Genomic DNA, 25277 nt, shown 5'->3' on the forward strand with positions numbered 1-25277 from the left:
TGTCCTCACCGCAGCTCCGGCGCTGACTTCGGCTTTTGGTCGCGCACTCGCCGGTAATAGGGCGTTGGACCTGGCAATACACCCAACAAGAAGTGTCATAATCGGTACCGCCAGTGACATAAATCGTGAGGGCGGGGGAGTCGCTCCGACGTCGCATAGTCTGAAACTGCAGCGGAGTGCCTGTCCGGTTAACAGATGGAGGGCGGAGACGTGGATCCGAACGGCAGCGGAGCCGCGCCGGAGGCTCATGCCGCGGCTGCCCGTCCCGCACCGGTACGGCAGCGTCTGGAAAACGTCGTCATCCGTTTCGCCGGGGACTCCGGCGACGGCATGCAGCTCACCGGCGACCGATTCACCTCGGAGGCAGCGCTTTTCGGCAACGACCTGGCGACTCAGCCGAATTACCCCGCCGAGATCAGGGCACCCGCGGGCACCTTGCCCGGAGTTTCGTCTTTCCAGATTCAAATCGCCGACTACGACATCTTGACCGCCGGTGACCGGCCCGACGTGCTGGTGGCGATGAACCCGGCGGCGCTGAAGGCCAATATCGGCGACCTGCCCCGCGGTGGAATGGTGATTGCGAATTCTGACGAGTTCACCAAGCGCAACCTGACCAAGGTGGGTTACGTGACCAACCCGCTAGAGTCCGACGAGCTGGACGACTACGTCGTGCACCCGGTTGCGATGACCTCGCTGACGCTGCGGGCTGTCGAGGCGATCGGTGCGTCGAAGAAGGACGGCCAGCGCGCCAAGAACATGTTCGCGCTGGGCTTGTTGTCGTGGATGTACGGGCGGGAGCTGGAACACAGCGAGAACTTCATCAGGGAGAAATTCGCCCGCAAGCCCGACGTCGCCGAGGCCAACGTGCTGGCGCTGAAGGCGGGTTGGAACTACGGCGAAACCACCGAGGCCTTCGGCGCCACCTACGAGGTGCCTCCGGCGACACTGCCGCCCGGTGAGTACCGGCAGATCTCGGGCAACACCGCGCTGGCCTACGGCATCATCGTGGCGGGTCAACTGGCCAACATCCCGGTGGTGCTGGGCAGTTATCCGATTACGCCGGCGTCCGACATCCTGCACGAGCTGTCCAAACACAAGAACTTCAATGTCATCACCTTCCAGGCCGAAGACGAGATCGGCGGCATCTGCGCGGCGTTGGGCGCCGCCTACGGTGGTGCCTTGGGGGTCACCAGCACGTCGGGTCCGGGCATTTCGCTGAAGTCCGAGGCGCTCGGCCTGGGAGTGATGACCGAGCTGCCGCTGCTGGTCATTGACGTTCAACGAGGTGGGCCGTCGACCGGTCTACCCACCAAGACCGAGCAGGCTGACCTGTTGCAGGCGCTATACGGCCGCAACGGAGAGTCTCCGGTGGCGGTGCTGGCGCCGCGGTCGCCGTCGGACTGTTTCGCGACCGCTCTCGAGGCGGTGCGCATCGCCGTGTCCTACCACACCCCGGTGATTGTGCTGTCCGACGGCGCCATCGCCAACGGCTCGGAGCCGTGGCGAATCCCGGATGTCAGCGCGCTCGATCCCATCCAGCACAAATACGCCAGACCGGACGAACCCTTCCAGCCCTATGCTCGCGACCCGGAGACCTTGGCCCGTCAGTTCGCCGTTCCCGGCACTCCTGGTCTCGAACACCGCATCGGCGGGCTGGAGGCCGCCAACGGCTCCGGCGACATCTCCTACGAGCCCGTCAACCATGACCTGATGGTGCGGTTGCGCCAGGCCAAGATCGACGGTATCCGCGTCCCAGATCTCGAGGTCGACGATCCGACAGGAGACGCTGAGCTGTTGCTGATTGGGTGGGGCAGTTCCTACGGTCCGATCGGTGAAGCGTGCCGGCGTGCGCGGCGCCGGGGCATCAAGGTCGCGCACGCTCATCTGCGGTATTTGAACCCGTTCCCGGCGAACCTGGGCGATGTGCTGCGGCGTTACCCGCAAGTGGTGGTGCCGGAGATGAACTTGGGTCAGCTGGCGCTACTGCTGCGCGGCAAGTACCTGGTCGACGTGCAATCGGTCACCAAGGTTCAGGGTCTTTCGTTCCTTGCCGACGAGATAGGCCGTGTCATTCGCGCCGCGCTGGGTGGGCGGCTGGCCGAGATCGAGCAGGACAAGACGATGGTTGCCAGACTGGGAGCGGCTACGGTGGGAGCGGGGGCAAACGCGTGACCGCGCCGGCGACGATGCAGTGGGGGTACTACCCGCTTGCCGGGGACGCAGCGATGAGGAGGAGCGGCGCGCATGTCTAGCGTGACCGGCAATCTAGCGGGCATCGACCTCGGTGTGGCTCCGAGGTCGACCAAACACGATGGGGTGCCGACGACCGACCAGCCGCAGAAGCCCAAGGACTTCACCAGCGATCAGGAGGTGCGCTGGTGCCCGGGCTGTGGTGACTACGTCATCCTCAACACCATCCGGAACTTCCTGCCCGAACTCGGGTTGCGTCGCGAAAACATCGTGTTCATCAGCGGCATCGGATGTTCCAGCCGGTTCCCGTACTACCTGGAGACCTACGGGTTTCATTCGATCCACGGCCGCGCACCGGCGATCGCGACCGGTTTAGCGCTGGCCCGCGAGGACCTGTCGATCTGGGTGGTCACTGGCGACGGCGATGCGTTGTCGATCGGGGGCAACCACCTGATCCACGCGATGCGCCGCAACGTCAACATCACGGTGCTGTTGTTCAACAACCGGATCTACGGGCTGACCAAGGGCCAGTACTCGCCGACGTCGGAGGTCGGCAAGATCACTAAGTCGACACCGATGGGTTCGCTGGATCACCCCTTCAACCCGGTGTCATTGGCGCTGGGCGCCGAGGCGACCTTCGTTGGCCGGGCACTGGACTCAGACCGCGCCGGCCTGTCGGAAGTGCTGCGCGCGGCGGCCCAGCATCGCGGCGCAGCCCTGGTCGAGATCCTGCAAGACTGCCCGATCTTCAACGACGGCTCATTCGACGCGCTGCGCAAGGAGGGCGCAGAAGAGCGGGTGATCAATGTCCGCCACGGCGAGCCCATTAGGTTCGGCGCCAATGGCGAATACTGTGTGGTGAAGTCCGGGTTCGGTCTCGACGTCGCCAAGACGGCCGACGTGGCCGTCGAGGAGATTGTGGTGCACGACGCGCACGCCGACGACGCGGCCTATGCGTTCGCACTGTCACGGCTGTCCGACCAGAACCTGGAGCACACCGTGCTAGGGATCTTCCGGCACGTCAACCGGCCCACCTACGATGACGCGGCCCGCTCGCAGGTCGCGACGGCCGCGGGTGCGGCCGCGTCCGACGCCGCGGCGCTGCAATCGCTGCTGCGTGGGCGCGATACCTGGACCGTCGACTGAGATGACCGCATCCGTGCCTGACCATGCTTCTCTGGCTGGGGTCGTGTTGGCAGGAGGCGAATCCCGGCGGATGGGCCGTGACAAGGCGACCCTGCCGGTTCCGGGGGGGACCACGACGTTGGTTGAGCATATGGTCGGCCTTCTCGCCCAGCGCTGCGCGCATGTGTTCGTGATGGCCGCCCCGGGCCAGCCGTTGCCCACGCTGCCGGTGCCCGTACTCCGCGATGAGCTGCCGGGGCTGGGGCCGTTGCCGGCGACCGGGCGTGGACTGCGTGCCGCCGCGGACGCCGGTGCCCGGTTCGCGTTCGTCTGTGCCGTCGACATGCCTTATCTCACGGTGCAATTGATCGATGAGCTAGTCCGCCTGGCTGCGGAGACCAACGCTGAAGTGGTGCTGCCGTGGGACGGTCGCAGCCACTACCTGGCAGCGGTATACCGGACCGACCTGGCCGACCGGGTCGATGCGTTGGTGGCCGCCGGCCAGCGCAAGATGAGCGAGCTGGTCGCGGCTTCGGACGCTCAGCACATCGTGCTGCCCGATTCCCGGCCGCTGACCAACGTGAATTCCGCCGGGGACCTGCCCGCGCCGTCGCGGTCTGGACGTTAATTCCTGCGCAACCTGTCGGTAAGTCATGTATATTCTGAGCGCTTCGGCGTCTTCCTTATTTCGATCTTGTTATAAGTATTAATTTCCCTGTGCAGGCCGCCGCATCCTTTGGGTCGAGGCGGGTGCGTATTCCGTTGAGCCATAGCAAAGCTGGGTAACGCGACATCCGCGCCGGACTCGGCGAAATTCCGCCAACAGCAAACGCCGTTGCGTGAACCTCGGGGCGATGGTGTCGGCACCGGTAGGATGATCACCCGGCGAGCCAGGGTGGTCGGCACGAAAATTGTTGGTAGCTATCGGTGTTCGTCGATCGTGTGGTTGCTCTGCCGCCGACTTGGGCCAGTGCGTGCGGACCGGTGCCGCCGGTAAATGGCGCAGCGGTGCGCAAAACTTCGGGGGCGAGTGGGCCTATGACCAGGATCACGACGCTGTGCGGCGTTCCGCCCGGGCCGACAAGTGATCGCTTCGGCAAATTAGTGTTCCAGCTCACAATATTGGCGTGATTCGGCTCACGATCGTACCGCTGGCCCCCTTGTTCGATATCCACCAAAAATACCAGCTTGACCTGCATAAATATTCCTGCGGCCCGCGCCGTGATCGACCCGTTATTGGACTGATATCTGTTTCTGTCGGGATGACGAATCCAAATCGTTATCGTACGGTCCTGATAGTCCGAAAACGGGCAATTAGTAATAACTGAATCCACGGACCCGCGTGTGAGCGGAGCCGGGGACGGCGCCGGAGTTTGGCTGACCGCCCCCGTGGGCGGTGGCTAGTAGCCGCACCGGACATATCACGTCCTCCGCTGTCGTGCCGGAACGAGACGGCACGTCCTAAAGCAGCAATGTCGACGGACCAGGCACCCAACCCATACCTGTGGGCTGGCTTTGGCGCGCGCGCACCGCGAAAGGAACAAAGTTGACGACCGTCCGTAAGACGCTTGCCGTCGCCGCGATCACCGGGACTCTCGTGGCTGTGTCATCCGGTATCGCCAATGCAGATGATGTGGACCCGAACGCGGCGCCCAGCGCGGAGGCTGCGGGCTTCGATCCCAACGTGTCGGCCGCGCCCGAGCTCGTCGGATTCGACCCGGACGGGCCGGCGGCTCCGGATGCCGCGATCGCGCCCGTCGACTTGCCCCCGGCGCCCGATCCGGGACCAGAGGATGTCCATCCCCAGCCGCCGGCGCCGGACGGCGAGCTGTCGCCCGCCGACGCGTCCCCCGCGCCCGTCAAGGCATACAGCGTGAACTGGGACGCGATCGCTCAGTGCGAATCCGGTGGGAACTGGTCGATCAACACCGGCAACGGCTACTCCGGCGGCCTCCAATTCACAGCCAGCACCTGGCGTGCCAACGGTGGCTCGGGATCGGCTGCTAACGCTAGCCGTGAGGAGCAGATCCGGGTGGCGGAGAATGTGCTGCGTTCGCAGGGCATCGGCGCCTGGCCGGTCTGCGGCCGGCGCGGCTGACCCACAGCGCGACGGCTGAGCCGTAACGTACCGGAGGTGCCGGGCCGTTGGGCCCGGCACCTCGTCGTTCGTTGGTCTACCTGGTATCACCGTCGGCGGGTAACACGAACGCCGAACGCGCCGCCACCGTTGCCAGATGTCGGGTGAACAAGGCCTCCGGCACCAGTCCGGTGGCGCGGATGGCGGCCGCACCGAGAAACGCTGGACGCACGTTGATGACCCGGCCGATCAACGCCGATTCGCGCACCAGTGAGGTGACCCGCGGCCGGCGGAATGCGGCGAACCGCGCGAACGCGGTCGCCAAGTCGGCGGTCCGATCCAGGAAGGCCCCCAGGATCGCCGCGTCCTCGATGCCTTGACAGCCGCCCTGGCCCAGATGTGGGCGCATTGGGTGGGCCGCATCGCCAACTAGCACCACCGCTCCGCGTGCCCAGTGCCGGGCGGGGCCGCGGTCGTAGAGGTCGTTGCGCAATACGTCGGTCGGCGCCGTGGCAGCCAGCAGGTTCGGGATCGGTTCTGGCCATGCGGCCAGTTTGGTGCGCAAATATGCCAGCTCTCCTTCGGCCGCCAGCCGCCCTTGGGGCGCGCGTTCGGTGGTGTACCAATATGTACGGTCCGGCCCCATCGGGACATGGCCGGTTTCCACTCCGGGTCCCAGCGTCGCTCCGGCCAGTTCAGGGTCCATGGCACAGGTGGCGATGCCGCGCCACGCGGTATAGCCGGCGTAGCGGCGGGTCGCTGGGCCGTTGAGATAGCGCGCCACCATCGAGCCGATCCCGTCGGCCCCGATCGCCGCGTCCGCGTGACGGAACGTCTCGTCGGACAACCTGATCTGCATCCCGTCGCCGGTGGCAGCGAGTCCGTGGGCCGCCAGCCCGTATTCGATGGTGCCGCGGCCCACCGCTGCGGTGAGGATGTCGCGCAGCGTCGAGCGCTGCACCACGACCAGTGGCTCGCCGAGCGCGGCGACCAACGTCTCGGCCGCGGCGCGGCGCAGCCATGAGCCGTCCCGCCAGCGGAGCGCACCCACTGTCACCCGGCCGCCCGCCGCCCGGACGGCGTCACCCAAGCCGAGGCTGTCCAGTGCTGCCAGCGCGTTGGGCCAGATACTTATGGCGGCACCGGGCGAGGTGTCGGTGCGCTCTTCGATGATGCTGACGTCGCAACCCCGCTGCCGCAGCGCGACGGCGGTCGCGAGGCCGGCGATACCCGCTCCGATGACGACAATTCGCGGTCCCATGCGGCCAACCTAAGCGCCGCGACGATGCAGCCGGGACTGCCGCTGTGGAGGAGCGGGGCCGTTGGTAGCGTCGGGGCGATGACCGCGACAGCACGCGAATTTGACATCATCTTGTACGGCGCGACGGGATTTGTGGGGAAGCTGACCGCCGAGTATCTGGCCCGGGCTGGGGGAGATGCGCGGATCGCACTGGCCGGCAGGTCGACCGACCGTCTGTTCGCGGTTCGCGACACCCTGGGCGAATCCGCCGGGTCCTGGCCGGTTGTGGCCGCCGACGCCGGGTCGCCATCGACTCTGAATGAGATGGCCGCTCGCACCCAGGTCGTCATCACCACGGTGGGGCCGTACACCCGCTACGGGCTGCCGCTGGTGTCCGCATGTGCGGCCGCGGGCACCGATTATGCCGACCTGACCGGCGAGGCGAACTTCGTCCGCGACAGCATCGATCTGTGCCACAAGCAAGCCGCCGACACCGGCGCCCGCATCGTGCACGGCTGTGGCTTCGACTCGGTGCCGTCGGATCTGAGTGTCTACGCGCTGTACCGGGCGGCGCGGGAGGACGCCGCCGGCGAGCTGACCGACACCAACTTTGTGGTGCGGTCCTTCCGGGGCGGGGTTTCCGGCGGCACCCTCGCCTCCATGCTGGAGATTCTGCGCACCGCCTCCAGCGACCCCGACGTGCGCCGTCAGCTCTTCGACCCGTATACCCTGACCCCTGACCGAGCCGCGGAGCCCGAGCTCGGTTCGCAACCGGATCTGCCGTTGCGGCGCGGTCGCCAGATCGCGCCGGAACTGGCGGGTTTGTGGACGGCGGGCTTCGTGATGGCGCCCTACAACACCCGGATCGTGCGACGTACCAACGCGTTACTGGACTGGGCGTACGGCCCGCGGTTCCGCTACAGCGAAACCATGAGCCTGGGGTCGTCGCCCCTGGCGCCACTGGGGGCGGCCGTCGTGACCGGGGCCGTCAATGCGACGTTCGGGTTCGGCAGCCGTTATTTTCGGCTGCTGCCGCGTGGGCTGGTGAATCATGTTGTCCCCAAACCCGGCACTGGCCCCAGCGCGGCGGCCCGGGAACGCGGCTACTACCGCGTCGAGACGTACACCACCACGACCGGCGGTGCGCGCTATGTTGCGCGCATGCAGCAGCGGGGCGACCCCGGCTACCAGGCCACCTCGGTGTTGTTGGGGGAGTGTGGTCTTGCGCTGGCGTTGGACCGCGACACGCTCTCCGAACTGCGTGGTGTGCTGACCCCCGCGGCCGCGATGGGAGACGCCCTGCTGGCGCGGTTGCCGGCTGCGGGTGTGACCCTGCAAACGGAGCGGTTAGCGGGCTGAGCGATGCGATTTCACCTGCGGATTCGGGCGCTGTCAGGCCGCGGGGAGACGCTACCTAGAATTGACCGGTGACCGCCAGCTCCCGCCCCGTCGCCGATCAGCTGCCTAAGTCGTGGGATCCGGCCGCGATGGAGAGCGCGATCTATCAGAAGTGGCTGGACGCTGGCTACTTCACCGCCGACCCCACCAGCACCAAGCCGGCCTATTCGATCGTGCTGCCGCCGCCCAACGTGACCGGTAGCCTGCACATGGGCCACGCGCTGGAACACACCATGATGGACGCGTTGACGCGCCGCAAGCGTATGCAGGGTTACGAGGTGCTGTGGCAGCCGGGCACCGACCATGCCGGAATCGCCACCCAGAGCGTGGTGGAAAATCAGCTGGCCGCGGATGGCAAGACCAAGGAGGACTTCGGCAGGGAGCTGTTCGCCGCCTTGGTCTGGGACTGGAAGCGCGAGTCGGGCGGTGCCATCGGTGGCCAGATGCGGCGTCTTGGTGACGGCGTGGACTGGAGCCGGGACCGGTTCACCATGGACGAGGGCCTGTCGCGAGCGGTGCGCACGATCTTCAAGAGGCTCTACGACGCCGGGCTGATCTATCGGGCCGAGCGGCTGGTCAATTGGTCGCCGGTGCTGCAAACCGCGATCTCCGACCTCGAGGTCAACTACCTCGACATCGAGGGCGAGCTGGTGTCGTTTCGGTACGGCTCGCTCGAGGACTCGCAGCCCCACATCGTGGTGGCCACCACCCGAGTGGAGACCATGCTGGGCGACACCGCGATTGCGGTCCACCCAGACGACGAACGTTACCGTCACCTGGTCGGAACCAGGCTGCCGCACCCCTTCGTAGACCGATCGCTGATCATCGTCGCCGACGAGCACGTGGACCCCGAATTCGGCACCGGCGCGGTCAAGGTCACACCTGCTCACGACCCCAACGACTTCGAAATCGGGTTGCGGCATCAGTTGCCGATGCCTTCGATCCTGGATACCAAGGGCCGAATCGTCGACACCGGAACGCAATTCGACGGCATGGACCGCTTCCAGGCCCGGGTCGCGGTGCGCGAGGCGCTTGCCGCGCAGGGCCGGATCGTCGAAGAGAAGCGCCCCTATCTGCATAGCGTCGGGCACTCCGAGCGCAGCGGCGAGCCCATCGAGCCTCGGCTGTCGCTGCAGTGGTGGGTGCGGGTGGAGTCGTTGGCCAAGGCCGCCGGTGATGCGGTTCGCAACGGGAACACCGTGATTCATCCAACCAGCCTCGAGCCGCGCTGGTTCTCCTGGGTCGACGATATGCACGACTGGTGCATCTCCCGGCAGCTGTGGTGGGGCCACCGTATCCCGATCTGGTACGGACCCAACGGAGAACAGGTGTGTGTGGGCCCGGACGAAACGCCCCCTGAGGGGTGGGAGCAGGACCCCGACGTGCTGGATACTTGGTTCTCGTCCGCGCTGTGGCCGTTCTCCACGTTGGGTTGGCCGGACAAGACTCCGGAGCTGGAGAAGTTCTATCCGACAAGCGTTCTGGTGACCGGCTACGACATCTTGTTCTTCTGGGTCGCCCGGATGATGATGTTCGGCACCTTCGTCGGGGGCGACGATGCCATCACGCTCGACGGCCGCCGCGGCCCCCAGGTGCCGTTCACCGACGTGTTCTTGCATGGGCTGATCCGCGACGAGTTTGGTCGCAAGATGAGCAAATCCAAGGGCAACATCGTCGACCCGCTGGACTGGATTGAGAAGTTCGGTGCCGACGCGCTGCGGTTCACACTGGCGCGCGGCGCCAGTCCCGGCGGCGACTTGGCCGTCAGCGAGGATGCCGTGCGGGCGTCGCGCAATTTCTGTACCAAGCTGTTCAACGCCACCCGGTATGCACTGCTCAACGGCGCGGCGGTGGCCCCCTTGCCGGCGCTTGACGAGCTGACCGACGCCGATCGCTGGATTCTCGGACGGTTGGAAGAGGTCCGGGCCGAAGTTGATTCGGCTTTCGATGGCTACGAGTTCAGCCGCGCCTGCGAGGCGCTTTACCACTTCACCTGGGACGAATTCTGCGACTGGTATGTCGAACTGGCCAAGACCCAGTTGGCCGAGGGCATCACGCATACCACCGCAGTGCTCGCCACCGTGTTGGACACGCTGCTGCGGTTGCTGCACCCGGTGATCCCGTTCATTACCGAGTCGCTGTGGCAAGCGCTGACAGGCCAGGAGTCTCTGGTTATCGCCGACTGGCCGCAATCTTCGGCCACCGAACTGGATCATGTTGTTGTGCAACGGATTAACGACCTGCAGAAGCTGGTTACCGAGGTGAGACGGTTCCGCAGCGATCAGGGGTTGGCGGACCGGCAGAAGGTACCGGCACGGCTGTCCGGGGTGCAGAGCTCGGATCTGGATGGCCAGGTTGCCGCCATCTCGTCGCTGGCGTGGCTCACCGCAGCCGGTCCGGACTTCCGGCCGTCGGTGTCGCTGGAAGTACGGCTGCGCGGAGGTACGGTCATCGTCCAACTCGACACCTCAGGCACCATTGATGTCGCCGCCGAGCGCCGCCGCCTCGAAAAGGACCTGGCCACAGCGCAAAAGGAGCTGGCATCGACGGGCGCCAAATTGGCCAACGCGGACTTTCTGGCCAAGGCACCGGAAGCCGTCGTCGACAAGATCCGCGACCGCCGGAGGCTAGCACAACAGGAAGCCGACCGGATCGCGGCCAGGTTGGCTGCGCTGCAATGAATTCCGGATCGCCGGCCTGGTGGAAGCACCGTCCGGCTAGCAATACGGGGCCGACGCCGGACGAGATTGCCTCTCTGCTGCAAGTCGAGCATCTACTCGACCAGCGCTGGCCCGAGACCCGCATCGAGCCCAGCTTGACCCGCATCGCCGCACTCATGGACCTGCTGGGCTCACCGCAATTGAACTACCCGTCGATCCACATCGCGGGCACCAACGGCAAGACCTCGGTTGCGCGGATGGTCGACGCGTTGGTGACCGCGCTACAGCAACGCACCGGCCGAACCACCAGCCCACACCTGCAGTCGGCGGTGGAACGCATCAGCATCGACGGCCTGCCGATCAGCCCGGCCCAGTATGTGGCGACGTACCGGGAGATCGAGCCGTTCGTCCAGATGATCGACCAGCAGTCATCGGCCGCCGGTGGGCCGGCCATGAGCAAGTTCGAGGTCGTCACCGCGATGGCGTTCGCGGCGTTCGCGGACGCACCCGTTGACGTCGCCGTGGTCGAGGTCGGTCTGGGCGGACGTTGGGATGCCACCAATGTGATCAACGCGCCGGTGGCGGTCATCACCCCAATCAGCGTCGACCACGTCGACTACCTGGGGCAGGACATCACCGCGATCGCCGGCGAGAAGGCGGGCATCGTCACCCGGGCGGCCGAGGGTTCGCCAGACACCGTCGCCGTCATCGGGCGTCAGACACCGGAGGTGATGGCGGTCCTGCTGGCCCAGGCGGTCGCCGCCGACGCCGCGGTGGCCCGGGAGGATTCCGAATTCGCGGTGCTGGGCAGACGGGTCGCGGTCGGCGGGCAGGTGCTGCGACTGCAGGGTCTGGGCGGGGTGTACTCCGACATCTACCTGCCGCTGCACGGTGAACACCAGGCGCACAACGCGGCGGTGGCCCTTGCCGCCGTCGAGGGGTTTTTCGGCGCCGGCGCGCAGCGTCAACTTGATGTCGAGGCGGTCCGGGCCGGTTTCGCCGCCGTCACCAGCCCCGGGCGGCTGGAGCGCATGCGCAGCGCGCCAACGGTGTTCATCGATGCCGCGCACAATCCGGCCGGGGCGGCGGCACTGGCCCAGACGCTGGCCGCCGAGTTCGACTTCCGGATGCTGGTCGGTGTCCTTAGCGTGATGGCCGACAAGGACGTCGACGGCATCCTCGCCGCGCTCGAGCCGGTGTTCGATTCCGTCGTGGTGACCCACAATGGGTCGGCGCGGGCGCTGGACGCGGAATCGCTGGCGTTGGCGGCACGGGAGCGGTTCGGACCCGACCGGGTGACCACCGCAGCGAACCTGCGCGACGCTATCGACGCGGCGACCGCGCTGGTCGACGACGCCGCGGCAGCAGGTGACGCGTGCTCGGGCGCCGGAATCGTGATTACCGGCTCGGTGGTCACCGCCGGGGCCGCGCGCACCTTGTTCGGTCGTGATCCCGAATGACTGAGCTCCCCGAGGATCAGGCCCCGACACCGCGGGCGGACCCGTGGCGGAGTTTCGGGGCGGTGATGGCCGCGACGCTGATCCTGGAGGCGATCGTGGTGCTGCTGGGCTTGCCGGTGGTGGGTGCGGTCGGCGGCGGTCTGACTGCGGTGTCGCTGGTCTACCTGATCGGGTTGGCCGCATTGCTGATCCTGCTGGCCGGTCTGCAGCGCAAACCTTGGGCTATCTGGGTGAATTTGGGCGTGCAGACGATCCCCATCGCCGGCTTCGTGGTATACCCCGGCGTGGGTTTCATCGGTGTGCTGTTTGCCGCATTGTGGATCCTGATCGCCTACTTGCGCGCGGAGGTCCGAGGCCGGCAGGAACGCGGATCGTCGGCCGCGGGCAGGTGAGTCCCGCCAGGCGCGGCCTATGAGTCGGCGTATTTCACGATTTGCCGGGGCTTGCCGACCACCCGCTCGCCGGTCCACATGTTCAGCGACGAGTCGATGGATAAGCTTCCAACCGGCCTCTGGGGAGGTTTCCGACGGTTAGTTCTTTGCTTGCAGGATGCATCTGGAGGTCGCCGATGCCGTGTGTGATCGTGGCGGTCGCTGGCTCAAGATTGGGATCGGCGACGTGTCGGCATCCAGGTTTGGGCATCCCTCGGCGGTCACCTACTGTTGGGCACCGTGACCGAACGGACCCTCGTATTGATCAAGCCGGACGCCATAGAACGCCAGTTGATAGGTGAGGTCATCAGCCGCATCGAGCGCAAAGGCCTCACCATCGCGGCCCTAGAGCTCAGGACCGTCAGCGAGGAGCTGGCCAGCCGTCATTACGCCGAACACGAAGGCAAGCCATTTTTCGGATCGTTGCTGGAGTTCATTACCTCCGGACCGGTGGTGGCCGCGATCGTGGTTGGCCCGCGCGCGATCGAGGCGTTTCGCCAGCTTGCCGGCGGCACCGACCCGGTGGCACAGGCCGCGCCGGGCACCATCCGCGGTGACTTTGGCCTGGAAACGCAGTTCAACTTGGTGCATGGTTCGGACTCGGCCGAGTCGGCTCGGCGCGAGATCGCGCTCTGGTTTCCCGGCGTCTAACGCCACAGCGGGCGCTGAGCGGGTTGCAGATCACCCGGCTCAGCGGGGCGTGACCCCGCCAAACGATGTGGGATACTGATGTCGGGTGAACGTCGTCGTACCGGTGGCAGACACCCGGATGAAGACTTGGACAAGCGCGACCATCGCCATTCCGTGATGCGGCGCGGCGTGTCGAGCCGTCATTCAGCACGGCGCCGAGCGGGCTCACCGTGAGCCGCTCGGGGCAAGACCATCACAAGCCCGGGAGTAGTGGGCCGGGCCGATAGCGAAGCCCTCGCGTGGCCGCGTTCGATAGGACGCGCCCGGGGGCTTGAGGAGAATACGTGGTAGAGGGTGCCCCATCGTCAGAATCAACAAACCAGCCGATCGAGCGTGAGGAGTTACCGGACCGCCTTCGAGTCCATTCCCTGGCGCGAACGTTGGGAACCACCAGCCAGCGGGTGCTGGACGCGTTGACCTCGCTCGACGGACGGATCCGCAGCGCTCATTCCACCGTGGATCACGTCGATGCGGTTCGGGTGCGCGATCTGCTGGCTGCCCAAGCCCCGGACGCACCCGCCACCACGGGTGTGCCGGGCGCCACCGATGCGCCACCGGCCCCCGACCTCCCCACGCCCGGCGAACCCGAATCCAGGCTGATGCTGCAGACCCCGGAGACCCCGCCGGGCCCGCAGACGGATGTCGAGCGGCCGCACTACATGCCGCTGTTTGTCGCGCCGCAACCCATCGAGCTCGACGACGACGCGGGCGATGACTATGCCGACGACACCGACGACGCCGATGGCTACGGCCCGGAGGACGACGACGAGCAAACCGGACGGCCCGCGAGCCGGCGCCGCCGTCGTGGCCGGCGCGGACGTGGTCGCGGACGCGGGGAGCAGAACGGATCCGACGGCCCAGCAGACGGCCGCGCCGGCGACGACGCCAATGGCCCGGCCGATCGGGAAGCCGAGCAATGGGCCCAGCCGGGCGCCCCAAACGTGGAGGCCACCGGCTCCGAGGACATCGCCGGCCCAGCGGCCGAGGACGCCGACGACACCGAGACCGGCGAGGCGGACAACGGTTCGCCGGAGGCCGGCACCCGTCGCCGGCGCCGCCGACGGCGGCGCAAGTCGGGTGCGGGTGAGGATAGCGACGAGGGTCCAGCACCCGACGATCCGCCCAACACCGTCGTGCACGAACGTGCGCCGCGCGCGGGGGCCAAGCCCGGCTCGGATGTCGCCGACGACGACGGTGCCGCCGAGATCAAGGGCATCGACGGCTCGACTCGGCTGGAGGCCAAGCGTCAGCGCCGCCGCGACGGGCGGGACGCGGGACGGCGCCGCCCGCCGGTGTTGACCGAGGCCGAATTCTTGGCTCGCCGCGAGGCTGTCGAGCGGGTCATGGTCGTCCGCGACCGGGTGCGCACCGAGCCGCCGCACGCGGGCGCCCGGTACACCCAGATCGCGGTGCTCGAAGACGGCATCGTGGTGGAGCATTACGTCACGTCTGCGGCCTCTGCCTCGCTGGTGGGCAACATCTACCTGGGGATCGTGCAGAACGTGCTGCCCTCGATGGAGGCGGCCTTCGTCGACATCGGTCGTGGCCGCAACGGCGTGCTCTACGCCGGCGAAGTCAACTGGGAGGCCGCCGGGTTGGGCGGGGCCGACCGCAGGATCGAACAGGCCCTCACACCTGGCGACTACGTGGTGGTGCAGGTCAGCAAGGATCCGGTCGGGCACAAGGGCGCGCGGCTGACCACCCAGGTGTCGCTGGCCGGCCGTTACCTCGTTTACGTGCCCGGTGCCTCGTCGACGGGGATCAGCCGCAAGCTGCCCGACACCGAACGTCAGCGGCTCAAGGAGATCCTGCGCGAGGTGGTGCCGTCCGACGCGGGCGTGATCATCCGTACCGCGTCCGAGGGGGTCAAAGAGGAGGACATCCGCGCGGACGTCGCCCGACTGCAGGAGCGCTGGAATCAGATCCAGGCCAAGGCAACCGAGATCAAGGAGAAGGCCGCCGGTGCCGCCGTCGCGCTCTACGAGGAACCGGGCGTGCTGGTCAAGGTGATTCGTGACTTGTTCAACGAGGATTTCTCCGGGCTCATCGTCTCCGGAGAGGAAGCCTGGACAACGATCAACGATTACGTGAATTCAGTTGCGCCCGAATTAATTCCGAAGCTGACCAAGTACGAAGCCGCTGCCGGGCCGGACGGGCAGTCCGGCCCGGACGTGTTCGCGGTGCATCGCATCGACGAGCAGTTGGCCAAGGCGATGGACCGCAAGGTGTGGCTGCCGTCGGGCGGCACGTTGGTGATCGACCGGACCGAAGCGATGACGGTGATCGACGTCAACACCGGCAAGTTCACCGGTTCGGGGGGAAACCTCGAGCAGACTGTCACCAAGAACAACCTCGAAGCCGCCGAGGAGATCGTGCGCCAGCTGCGGCTGCGCGATATCGGCGGCATTGTGGTCATCGACTTCATCGACATGGTGCTGGAATCCAACCGCGACCTGGTGTTGCGTCGACTGACCGAGGCGCTGGCCCGCGACCGCACCCGCCATCAGGTGTCAGAGGTGACGTCGCTGGGCCTGGTGCAGGTGACCCGCAAGCGGCTGGGAACCGGGTTGATCGAGGCGTTTTCCACCTCGTGTCCTAACTGCGGGGGCCGCGGGATCCTGTTGCACGCCGACCCGGTCGATGCGGCGGCGACCGGACGCAAGCCTGAGTCCGGCGGTCGGCGGGGCAGGCGATCGAAGAAGAGCCGATCCGAGGAGCCCACGGTGGCCAAGGTCCCCGCGCACACGCCGGGTGAGCATCCGTTGTTCAAGGCGATGGCCGCGGGCTTGTCCGCGGCGGCCGAACGCGGTGACGGCGAATCGGGAGAGCCCGGCGCGGAGCTCGCCGCCGAGATCGACGAGCAGACCGAAGACCAAGTGCCGGCCGACTTCGAAGACACCGACTTCGCGGACACCGAAGACACCGACGAAGTCGACGTGGAGCTCGTCGACGATGTGGACCTCGACGACGACGAGCTCGACGAGGACCTCGTTGACGACGATGAGGACCTCGACGACGATCTGGACGTGTCCGACGAGGAAGCCGACGAGGACATTGACGAGGACACCGAGGACGACCCCGAGGACGACTCCGACGGCGGGGGGGCAGGCGCCGACGTGGGGGACGGCACCGGCGTCCCGGTCACCCCAGCCGCCCCGATTCAGGTCGTGTCGACCGTCGGGCGACCGCGGCGGCGCGCGGCCGGTCGGCCGGCCGGCCCGCCGATCCACCTGGACTGAACCCACACAGTGGCGCCGGTTTGACCCTGTAGCCGCTGGTCACGTACCCTGGGGCAGTTGTCGTCAGGCTGGACAGATTGGGTTCTGGCCGGTGGCAGCGGGACACACAGGCCCGCGCCCCAACGCCCATCCGCGCACCGCCGGTGGCACGCGCGCGAAGCGCGACGCACGCAGAAGGCAGAAGACCGAGGAAGAGGCAGGAGCACCGATGGCGAGCTACGCAGTCGCCAAGACCGGCGGCAAGCAGTACAAAGTCGCCGTCGGAGACGTGGTCAAGGTCGAGAAGATCGACTCCGAGCCCGGGGCGAAGGTGTCGCTGCCGGTGGTCCTGGTCGTGGACGGTGCCAGCGTCACCACCGATGCCAAGGCCCTGGCCAAGGTCGCGGTCACCGGCGAGGTACTCGAGCACACCAAGGGCCCCAAGATCCGTATCCACAAGTTCAAGAACAAGACCCGCTACCACAAGCGGCAGGGGCACCGCCAGCAGCTGACGGTGCTGAAGGTCACCGGCATCACATAGCGGAGGCGACAGACATGGCACACAAGAAGGGCGCTTCCAGCTCGCGCAACGGCCGCGACTCCGCCGCCCAGCGGCTGGGCGTCAAGCGGTTCGGGGGGCAGGTCGTCAAGGCCGGTGAGATCCTGGTTCGCCAGCGCGGCACCAAATTCCATCCGGGCGCGGGCGTGGGGCGCGGCGGCGACGACACGTTGTTCGCCAAGGCCGCCGGGGCGGTCGAGTTCGGCGTCAAGCGCGGACGCAAGACGGTGAGCATCGTCGCGCCGTCCGCTCGGGGTGCCTAGTCGCGGCTATCTTCGGGTTGAGAGCGACGTTTTGCGGCCGGTCGCTCGCTCACGGTCTGCCAACGTGGGTTTCGTCGTGGAAGGGTAAGGCAAGGAACCTCGATGCCTCGATTCGTCGATCGAGTCGTCATCCACACCCGAGCGGGTTCCGGCGGTAACGGCTGCGCGTCGGTCCGTCGGGAGAAATTCAAGCCGCTGGGCGGCCCCGACGGCGGCAACGGCGGCCGCGGCGGCAGCGTCGTCTTTGTGGTGGACCCGCAGGTGCACACGCTGCTTGATTTCCACTTCCATCCGCATATCACCGCGCCGTCAGGCAAACAGGGGATGGGCAACCATCGCGACGGCGCCGCGGGCGCGGACCTGGAGGTCAAGGTTCCCGACGGCACCGTGGTGCTGGACGAAAACGGCAGGTTGCTGGCCGACCTGGTGGGCGCTGGCGCCCGTTTTGAAGCCGCCCGCGGCGGCCGCGGCGGCCTGGGCAATGCGGCGCTGGCGTCGCGCGCCCGCAAGGCCCCCGGTTTCGCCTTGCTCGGCGAGCCGGGCCAGTCCCGCGACCTCACCCTGGAGCTCAAGACGGTCGCCGACGTCGGGCTGATCGGATTCCCGTCGGCCGGAAAGTCGTCGCTGGTCTCGGCCATCTCGGCGGCCAAACCCAAGATCGCCGACTATCCGTTCACCACCCTGGTGCCCAACCTGGGCGTGGTCGCCGCCGGCGAGCATGCGTTCACCGTGGCCGATGTGCCCGGTTTGATCCCGGGCGCATCCGAGGGCCGCGGTCTGGGCCTGGACTTCCTGCGGCACGTTGAGCGCTGCGCGGTGCTGGTGCATGTGGTGGATTGCGCGACCGCTGAACCCGGCCGCGACCCCATCTCCGATATCGACGCGCTGGAAGCCGAGCTGGCCGCCTACACACCCACCCTGCAGGGCGACGCCGCGCTCAGCGACCTCACCGAGCGGCCCCGGGCGGTGGTGCTCAACAAGATCGACGTCCCATCGGCTCGCGAGCTGGCCGAATTCGTCCGCGACGAGATCGAGCGGCGCGGCTGGCCGGTGTACTGCGTGTCGACGGTCACCCGGGAAAACCTGCAGCCGTTGACCTTTGGGCTGTGGCAGATGATCGCGGAGCACCACGCGGCGCGACCGAAACCAGTGGCGCGCCGGCCGGTGATCCGTCCGGTTCCGGTGGACGACCGCGGCTTCACGGTCGAGCCCGACCGGCAGGGCGGCTTTGTCGTCACCGGAGCCCGGCCCGAGCGCTGGGTCGGGCAGACCGACTTCGACAATGACGAGGCCGTCGGCTATCTCGCCGATCGACTGGCGCGCCTGGGTGTCGAGGACGAGCTAGTGCGGCTTGGCGCCCGACCGGGGTGCGCGGTGACCATCGGCGAGATGACGTTCGATTGGGAGCCGCAGACCCCTGCCGGCGATCAGGTCCCGACGTCTGGCCGGGGCACCGATGCGCGGTTGGGCCGTACCGAGCGGGTCAGGGCCGGTGAACGCAAGGCCGCCCGCGGTCAGCGTCGTGAGCGTGGCGACGACCGATGATCAGCCGGCACCGAGAAGCCATCCGGACGGCACGCAGCCTCGTCGTCAAGGTCGGGACCACCGCGCTGACCACGCCGTCGGGGCTGTTCGACGCCGGCCGGCTAGCCGACCTCGCCGACGCGATCGAGGGGCGGATGAAGGCCGGATCGGACGTCGTCATCGTGTCTTCGGGCGCCATCGCCGCCGGCCTCGAGCCGCTCGGGTTGTCGCGGCGCCCAAGGGATTTGGCGACCAAACAGGCGGCGGCCAGCGTTGGGCAGGTCGCGTTGGTGAATGCGTGGAGCGCGGCTTTCGCGCGCTATGGCCGCACGGTAGGGCAGGTGCTGCTGAGCGCGCACGATGTTTCGATGCGGGTGCAGCACACCAATGCCCAGCGCACCCTGGACCGGTTGCGGGCGCTGCATGCGGTGGCGATCGTCAACGAGAACGATACCGTGGCCACCAACGAGATTCGGTTCGGTGACAACGATCGACTGTCGGCGCTGGTGGCCCACTTGGTGGGCGCGGACGCTTTGGTCTTGCTGTCCGATATCGACGGTCTCTACCAGGCCGACCCACGCAAGAAGGGCTCGGTGCCTCCCAGGTTCATCGCCGAGGTGACGGGGCTCGCCGACCTCGAGGGTGTGGTTGCCGGCCGAAGTAGCCACCTGGGCAGCGGGGGAATGGCGTCCAAGGTGTCGTCGGCGTTGCTGGCCGCCGACGCGGGGGTGCCCGTGTTGGTTGCCCCCGCGGCCGACGCGGCGACGGCCCTCACCGACGCCTCGGTGGGCACGGTGTTTGCCGCACGGCCCCAACGCATGTCGGCGCGCCGGTTTTGGGTGCGCCATGCCGCCGAGTCCGCCGGTTCGTTGACTTTGGACGAGGGTGCGGTGCGCGCCGTGGTGCGCCACCGCCGGTCGTTGCTGCCGGCCGGCATCACGGCGGTGTCGGGCAAGTTTTTCGGCGGCGATGTCGTCGAACTCTGGGGACCCGACTCGGCCCTGGTGGCCCGTGGCGTGGTCGCCTACGACGCCGCCGAACTCGCCACCATGATCGGCCGGTCGACCTCGGAGCTGCCCGGCGAGCTGCGCAGGCCCGCGGTGCACGCCGACGACCTGGTTGCGGTGTCGGCGAGGTGGCCGGTCAGCGGACCCGGCGCTTCGTCAGTTCGCCAGCCAGCCGCGCCAACAAGTCTGAGCAGCCACCGTCGACCTGGACGCTGGCCAGGTGGTCGCCGCGGGTCGGAGCCCGGTTGATGATCGCCACCGGGATGTCCAGGGGCCAGCGCGGCGCGGCTGGTGAGGTAGCCGCAGCCTAGGCAGGTCACGTGCGCATACGTGCCGTGCAGGTTGACCACGTTTCGGCTGCCGGCCTTGGTGTGCAGCAGGTCGACGCTCTGGGTGATCACGCCGGTGACCACGCCGGCGCGCTCCAGCTCGGTCAGCGCCCGGTGTCCGGCGTTGGGAACCGTGTCGGCCATGTGCCGCCAGCCGACGTGGTTGCGCGCCCGGTACCGCTGCCGGAACAGCGGGTCCGACGTGAACTGGCGGATTGTCATGGGGTTGCTGGGCGGGGGACGCCACGCAACCGAGCGTAGGCATTCGTGCACCCCCCGGCACCCGATCTTGACCGTCGGGACGCGACAATAGGGGGCAATGAACTTTTATTCCGCCTACCGACATGGGTTCGTGCGGGTGGCCGCGTGCACGCACCACACCACGATCGGCGACCCGGCGGCCAACGCCGTTTCCATCCTCGGGTTGGCGCGCGCCTGCCACGACGACGGAGCGGCGCTGGCGGTCTTTCCCGAGCTGACGCTGTCGGGTTACTCCATCGAGGACGTGTTGCTGCAGGACGCCCTGCTGGCCGCCGTCGAGGACGCCCTGCTCGACATCGTCGCGGCCTCCGCGCAGCTGTTGCCGGTTATGGTGGTCGGTGCGCCGCTGCGGCACCGGCATCGCATCTACAACACCGCGGTCGTCATCCACCGCGGCACCGTGCTCGGTGTGTCCCCGAAGTCGTATCTGCCCACCTACCGCGAGTTCTACGAGCGACGCCAGGTCGCACCCGGCGACGGCGAGCGCGGCACCATTCGCATCGGCGCTACCGAGGCGCCGTTCGGCCCGGACCTGCTCTTCGCGGCGTCCGACGTCCCCGGGTTCGTGCTGCACGTCGAAATCTGTGAGGACATGTTCGTGCCGGTGCCTCCCAGCGCCGAGGCGGCGCTGGCGGGTGCGACCGTGTTGGCCAACCTGTCCGGCAGCCCGATCACCATCGGCCGCGCCGAGGATCGCCGCCTGCTGGCGCGCTCGGCGTCGGCGCGCTGCCTGGCCGCCTATGTCTATGCCGCCGCGGGCGAGGGCGAGTCGACGACGGACCTGGCCTGGGACGGCCAGACGATGATCTGGGAGAACGGGGCGCTGCTCGCGCAGTCCGAGCGGTTTCCCCGCGGGGAGCGTCGCAGCGTGGCCGACGTCGACACCGAGTTGCTTCGCTCGGAGCGGCTGCGGATGGGCACCTTCGACGACAACCGGCGCCACCACCGGGCATTGGCGGAGGCGTTCCGCCGCATCGAGTTTCGGCTAGACCCGCCCGAGCACGACATCGGACTGCTGCGGGCGGTTGAGCGGTTTCCGTTCGTGCCGGCCGATTCGCGCCGGCTGCAACAGGATTGCTACGAGGCGTACAACATCCAGGTGTCCGGCCTGGAACAACGACTACGGGCGCTGGACTACCCGAAGGTGGTGATCGGTGTTTCCGGGGGGCTGGACTCGACCCACGCACTGATCGTGGCGGCCCGGGCCATGGATCGCGAAAATCGTCCGCGCAGCGACATTCTGGCGTTCACGCTGCCCGGGTTTGCCACCGGGGAGCACACCAAGAACAACGCGGTCAGGCTGGCCCGTGCGTTGGGCGTCACGTTCGAGGAAATCGACATCCGCCAGACGGCCCGGCTGATGCTCGACGAGATCGGCCATCCGTTCGCACGTGGTGAGGAGGTCTACGACGTCACCTTCGAGAACGTCCAGGCCGGCCTGCGCACCGACTACCTGTTCCGGTTGGCGAACCAGCGCGGCGGCATCGTGCTGGGCACCGGCGACCTGTCGGAGCTGGCGCTGGGCTGGTCGACGTACGGCGTCGGCGACCAGATGTCGCACTACAACGTCAACGCCGGGGTGCCCAAAACGCTGATCCAGCACCTGATCCGCTGGGTCATATCGGCGGGCGAATTCGACGAGCAGGTGGGCGAGGTGCTGCAGTCGGTGCTTGACACCGAGATCACCCCCGAACTGATACCCACCGGTGAGGAAGAGGAACTGCAAAGCAGCGAGGCGAAGATAGGACCGTTTGCGCTGCAGGACTTCTCGCTGTTTTGGGTGCTGCGCTACGGATTCCGGCCGTCCAAGATCGCGTTCCTGGCCTGGCACGCGTGGAGTGATCCTGGCCGCGGCGTGTGGCCGCCCGGTTTCCCCGAGACCAAACGCCCGTCCTATTCGCTGGCCGAGATCCGGCGTTGGCTGCAGATTTTCGTCCAGCGGTTCTACTCGTTCAGCCAGTTCAAGCGTTCGGCATTGCCCAACGGCCCCAAGGTCTCCCACGGTGGCTCGTTGTCGCCGCGGGGGGACTGGCGCGCCCCGTCGGATATGTCGGCACGAACCTGGCTCGACGAGATCGAGCGCGAGGTGCCGGGGCGCTAGCTGTCAGCGCACGGGCTGGCCCGCTCCCCCCGCCGCCGGCTCACCCGTCGCGGTTGACTTCGGGCATGTCATGCCGGACCACCCGCACCTTGCCATGCGCCAGGCAGGCAGCGTACCCGTGGTATTTGCCATACAGCTCCCACGCGGTGATGCGGTCGTCCGGGCGCACGTCGATCCGGTGGCCATCGGAGAATTCGAGGTGGAGATGTCCGGTGTCGTACCAGACAGCGCCGGTGCACGTTGTCCCGGCGAAATCGAACAGCGGACGTTCCTGGTCGGCGGGGTCGTTCGGGTCGATCTCGACGACCTCGGTGGGCAAGGTTTTGACGGCCGGCAGGGTCAGGCGTATCGGCGCCGCAATGACAAGCTCGTTGTAATCCTCGAAATTCAGCACCAGCCCGTCGCGGAACATGATCCGCTGTAGCGCGCAGCCCTCCAGCCACCGCTTGATCTGTTGGGCCATATGTTCACTGTGGTCGCGATTTGTCATCCGCACAAGTGCCGAAAGCCGCAGTTCGCCAAGGTGAGGCGGGTCGGGCCGCAGTCAGGTGTTGCTGACGCAGTCGGCCGACGAGCTGGAAAGCGTCGACGGATGGACGTTCGCCCACGGCGTGCGGGCACGCTCGTTAGCGTATCAACCCGACACCCGGAATGAACCGGCCCACTGTGGTGCAGTAGGTGCGGTAGGCATCGCCGTGTGTCCGTAGTAGGTAGGGTTCCTCCACACGGCGAACATGCACCTCGATCGCGGCAATGAGCACGACAAACCCGGCCCAAGCAACGAGATTCGGTGTCACCAGCGCGATCCCCAGAGCAAACGTGAACATGGCGGTGTAGATGGGATTGCGAACCCACCCGAACGGTCCGGTGGTCACCAGGGTGGTGGTTTCCTGCTCGTCTACGCCGATCCGCCACGAATCGCCCAGCGCGAGCTGCGCGTAGACCGTCGCCGCGATACCGACTGAGGCAACCATTATTCCGGCGACTTGGATCCAGGTCGCGCGCATGATCGCAAGCGGTTCAACAACATGGGCCCACTGTAGGATCGGCGCGCTGGCTGCTACCAACAGCGCCACTACGAATCCCACCGCGCCAAACCATTCCGGGGAACCGATCCGAGCGCTGACGCGACGAAAGCCGCTCGATCCGGTGCGGTGGTATTGCAGCCAGCTGCGCCAACCGAATCCGAGCACAATGAAAATCGCCAGCAACGCGATGGCGATGCTGGCCGCGGTGGTCGCCGGCATCAGCTTCTCCCGTCATCAAGTGCGTTGATCGCTTCGGCATCGGGTGCGCAGTCACCTGCGCCGGGCACTAGCGTCGCCAACGCGCCTGCCGCGCAGGCTAGCCGCAATGCGCGCCGTCGTTCGGCCGCGGAAGCAGGGTCCCGCGGCCAATTCGCGGCCAATACTCCAGCGAACACGTCGCCGGCCCCAGTGGTATCGACCGCCGTCACTGCGGGCGTAGGCAGCTCGAACTCGCCATCAGCACCGACATAGCGGACGCCGCGCGCGCCCTGAGTAACCACGAAGTGGGTTGGCCGCCAGGACCATTCGCTCGCCTCGGGCTCGTTTGCGATCACCACGTCGGTGACGGCCGCCAGTTGCGCCAGTTGCTTCGTATCGTGGCCGGCCGGGGACGCGTTGACCATGACGACCGCACCGGCCGCACGAGCCGCTCGTGCCGCCGTCAAGACCGTTGCCAGCGGAATTTCGAGCTGGGTCAGCAACACGTCGCAGCCGGCGACCAGCGCCGGTGGCATCGTCAGTCCCGCGTTGGCGCCCGGTGCCACAATGATGCAGTTTTCGGCGCCGGCATCGACCATGATGATCGCCGTCCCACTCGGTCCGGGCACGGTGATGGCCCCGTCCAGCCCGACGCCATTAGTTTGCAGGTGCGCCCGCAATTGGTCGGCGGCAGGGTCGTTGCCGAACGCGCCGACGAACTGCACCCACGCACCCGCCCGAGCGGCGGCCACCGCCTGATTGCCGCCCTTGCCGCCGGGCGCGCAGCTCGATGACGACGCCAGTACGGTCTCGCCCGGGCGCGGCAGGTTGGGCACCTGGAATGTCAGGTCCATGTTCACGCTGCCCACCACGCAGACGCGCGTTGCCATTCCACCGAGGGTAGTGGCCCGTCATCGTCTGGTTGACGGTCATCGACGGTTGTTGGGCGGCTTTGAGACTTCGGGGGAGTTGGTGACGAGGGGTTCCGGGGGCGTGGTCGGGTTTGCCGCGCCGCCTCCGCTGCGGCGCTTCCTGTTACGTGACGCCTGGCCAGGTGCCCGAGTCCGGCGGCCAGCACGACCTCGACGTCGGCCGCCGGTCTTTGTAATCCCTTGTGATGGAGTACCCGCGAACAGGTCGTCGAGGTCTTCGATCCGCTCGATGCCGACCTGGACCGCTTGTGCGAGTAGTCCTTTGACGCGTTCACCGCCCCCGAACGATTGCGGGCCCTGCAGCGGCTGGAGTGCCTGGCGCGCCGGTTGCCGGTGGCCCAGCACGCGTCGATCGATCAGCTCGCCGCGTAGGCCAGCGAGACCGAGCTGGGCAGCGCGCTGTGCCGCAGCCTCATCGCAGCGGGTGGCTGTACGCCAAACGCGATTATCCTAAGGTCCGCGCGTTAGTCTGCTCGGTGCGTCGGAACAACCCATCGACCGGAAGGAATGCGATTGACCTCGGCCGAGCCAACAGACCCAGCGCCGGCGGTCGAAACCGCCGCGGCGCAGCGGAGCCAGGCGGGCA

At 67.3% G+C, this 25277-nt stretch carries 19 protein-coding genes and 3 pseudogenes; 16 read left to right on the forward strand and 6 right to left on the reverse strand.

Annotated features, from left to right (window positions below):
* Window positions 1-210: 210 nt before the first annotated feature.
* The 4 genes and pseudogenes from G6N20_RS03790 (at window position 211) to mobA (ending at window position 3943) form a co-directional block, all read left to right on the forward strand.
* On the forward strand, window positions 211-2172 hold the full coding sequence (locus G6N20_RS03790) for a 2-oxoacid:acceptor oxidoreductase subunit alpha (RefSeq protein WP_142271864.1): 1962 nt from the start codon (window positions 211-213) through the stop codon (window positions 2170-2172).
* A 1-nt stretch (window position 2173) separates the two neighbouring features.
* A pseudogene (locus tag G6N20_RS20995) lies at window positions 2174-2257 on the forward strand (hypothetical protein); the annotation flags it as partial.
* Complete coding sequence (locus tag G6N20_RS03795; RefSeq protein ID WP_083046269.1) at window positions 2245-3336, forward strand: 2-oxoacid:ferredoxin oxidoreductase subunit beta; 1092 nt, start codon at window positions 2245-2247, stop codon at window positions 3334-3336. The pseudogene G6N20_RS20995 and the gene G6N20_RS03795, both read left to right, overlap by 13 nt.
* A 1-nt stretch (window position 3337) precedes the next feature.
* Window positions 3338-3943 (forward strand): molybdenum cofactor guanylyltransferase, encoded by a 606-nt coding sequence (mobA, locus tag G6N20_RS03800; protein ID WP_083046270.1) that lies wholly within the window; start codon window positions 3338-3340, stop codon window positions 3941-3943.
* 250 nt (window positions 3944-4193) lie between these two features.
* Here mobA and G6N20_RS20620 read toward each other — a convergent pair whose 3' ends face one another.
* Window positions 4194-4649 carry a hypothetical protein gene (locus G6N20_RS20620; protein ID WP_179961514.1) on the reverse strand — a complete coding sequence of 152 codons (456 nt, stop codon included), beginning with the start codon at window positions 4647-4649 and terminating at the stop codon, window positions 4194-4196.
* Between the two features lie 212 nt (window positions 4650-4861).
* Between G6N20_RS20620 and G6N20_RS21000 the strand changes: the two genes are divergently transcribed.
* Window positions 4862-5413 carry a transglycosylase family protein gene (locus G6N20_RS21000; protein WP_142271857.1) on the forward strand — a complete coding sequence of 184 codons (552 nt, stop codon included), beginning with the start codon at window positions 4862-4864 and terminating at the stop codon, window positions 5411-5413.
* Between the two features lie 76 nt (window positions 5414-5489).
* Here the strand turns inward: G6N20_RS21000 and G6N20_RS03815 are convergent, their stop codons facing one another.
* The gene (locus tag G6N20_RS03815; RefSeq protein WP_083046272.1) at window positions 5490-6653 is read right to left on the reverse strand and encodes an FAD-dependent oxidoreductase; all 1164 of its coding nucleotides are present in this window, start codon (window positions 6651-6653) and stop codon (window positions 5490-5492) included.
* A gap of 78 nt (window positions 6654-6731) precedes the next feature.
* Here G6N20_RS03815 and G6N20_RS03820 point away from each other — a divergent pair, with 78 nt between their 5' ends.
* The 10 genes and pseudogenes from G6N20_RS03820 to proB all read left to right on the forward strand — a co-directional run.
* Window positions 6732-7991, forward strand: coding sequence for a saccharopine dehydrogenase family protein (locus G6N20_RS03820; RefSeq protein ID WP_083046273.1), 1260 nt, complete (start codon window positions 6732-6734; stop codon window positions 7989-7991).
* Between the two features lie 68 nt (window positions 7992-8059).
* Window positions 8060-10711 (forward strand): valine--tRNA ligase, encoded by a 2652-nt coding sequence (locus tag G6N20_RS03825; RefSeq protein ID WP_083046274.1) that lies wholly within the window; start codon window positions 8060-8062, stop codon window positions 10709-10711.
* Window positions 10708-12150: a bifunctional tetrahydrofolate synthase/dihydrofolate synthase gene (gene folC, locus G6N20_RS03830; protein ID WP_083046275.1), complete on the forward strand. Its 1443-nt coding sequence runs from the start codon at window positions 10708-10710 to the stop codon at window positions 12148-12150. Before G6N20_RS03825 ends, folC begins: the two co-directional genes overlap by 4 nt.
* Window positions 12147-12542, forward strand: coding sequence for a DUF4233 domain-containing protein (locus G6N20_RS03835; protein WP_083046276.1), 396 nt, complete (start codon window positions 12147-12149; stop codon window positions 12540-12542). Before folC ends, G6N20_RS03835 begins: the two co-directional genes overlap by 4 nt.
* Window positions 12543-12821: 279 nt before the next feature.
* Window positions 12822-13232 (forward strand): nucleoside-diphosphate kinase, encoded by a 411-nt coding sequence (ndk, locus tag G6N20_RS03840; RefSeq protein WP_083046277.1) that lies wholly within the window; start codon window positions 12822-12824, stop codon window positions 13230-13232.
* 323 nt (window positions 13233-13555) lie between these two features.
* Window positions 13556-16510 (forward strand): ribonuclease E/G, encoded by a 2955-nt coding sequence (locus tag G6N20_RS03845; RefSeq protein WP_083046278.1) that lies wholly within the window; start codon window positions 13556-13558, stop codon window positions 16508-16510.
* Between the two features lie 208 nt (window positions 16511-16718).
* Window positions 16719-17030, forward strand: coding sequence for a 50S ribosomal protein L21 (gene rplU / locus G6N20_RS03850; protein WP_083046279.1), 312 nt, complete (start codon window positions 16719-16721; stop codon window positions 17028-17030).
* A gap of 14 nt (window positions 17031-17044) precedes the next feature.
* Window positions 17045-17311 carry a 50S ribosomal protein L27 gene (gene rpmA / locus G6N20_RS03855; protein ID WP_083046280.1) on the forward strand — a complete coding sequence of 89 codons (267 nt, stop codon included), beginning with the start codon at window positions 17045-17047 and terminating at the stop codon, window positions 17309-17311.
* A 102-nt stretch (window positions 17312-17413) separates the two neighbouring features.
* Window positions 17414-18856, forward strand: coding sequence for a GTPase ObgE (gene obgE, locus G6N20_RS03860; protein ID WP_083046281.1), 1443 nt, complete (start codon window positions 17414-17416; stop codon window positions 18854-18856).
* Window positions 18853-19971, forward strand: a pseudogene (proB, locus tag G6N20_RS03865) (glutamate 5-kinase); the annotation flags it as partial. The gene obgE and the pseudogene proB, both read left to right, overlap by 4 nt.
* Before the next feature lie 143 nt (window positions 19972-20114).
* On the opposite strand, the pseudogene G6N20_RS03870 reads toward proB, so the two are convergent.
* Window positions 20115-20491 (reverse strand): annotated as a pseudogene (locus G6N20_RS03870) (Sir2 family NAD-dependent protein deacetylase); the annotation flags it as partial.
* Here G6N20_RS03870 and G6N20_RS03875 point away from each other — a divergent pair.
* A complete protein-coding gene (locus tag G6N20_RS03875; protein WP_083046283.1) occupies window positions 20491-22533 on the forward strand; it encodes an NAD(+) synthase in 2043 nt (680 codons plus the stop codon). The pseudogene G6N20_RS03870 and the gene G6N20_RS03875 overlap by 1 nt on opposite strands.
* A gap of 40 nt (window positions 22534-22573) precedes the next feature.
* On the opposite strand, the gene G6N20_RS03880 is transcribed toward G6N20_RS03875, so the two are convergent.
* From G6N20_RS03880 to G6N20_RS03890, 3 genes are all read right to left on the reverse strand, one after another.
* Complete coding sequence (locus tag G6N20_RS03880; RefSeq protein WP_083046284.1) at window positions 22574-22996, reverse strand: DUF6188 family protein; 423 nt, start codon at window positions 22994-22996, stop codon at window positions 22574-22576.
* Window positions 22997-23159: 163 nt separating this feature from the next.
* Window positions 23160-23780: a methyltransferase family protein gene (locus G6N20_RS03885; RefSeq protein ID WP_083046285.1), complete on the reverse strand. Its 621-nt coding sequence runs from the start codon at window positions 23778-23780 to the stop codon at window positions 23160-23162.
* Window positions 23780-24649: a ribokinase gene (locus G6N20_RS03890; RefSeq protein ID WP_083046286.1), complete on the reverse strand. Its 870-nt coding sequence runs from the start codon at window positions 24647-24649 to the stop codon at window positions 23780-23782. The genes G6N20_RS03885 and G6N20_RS03890 overlap by 1 nt, the downstream gene beginning before the upstream one ends.
* Window positions 24650-25277 lie beyond the last annotated feature (628 nt).

This window comes from Mycobacterium shinjukuense, assembly GCF_010730055.1.
In the GTDB taxonomy this organism is placed as follows: Bacteria; Actinomycetota; Actinomycetes; order Mycobacteriales; family Mycobacteriaceae; genus Mycobacterium; species Mycobacterium shinjukuense.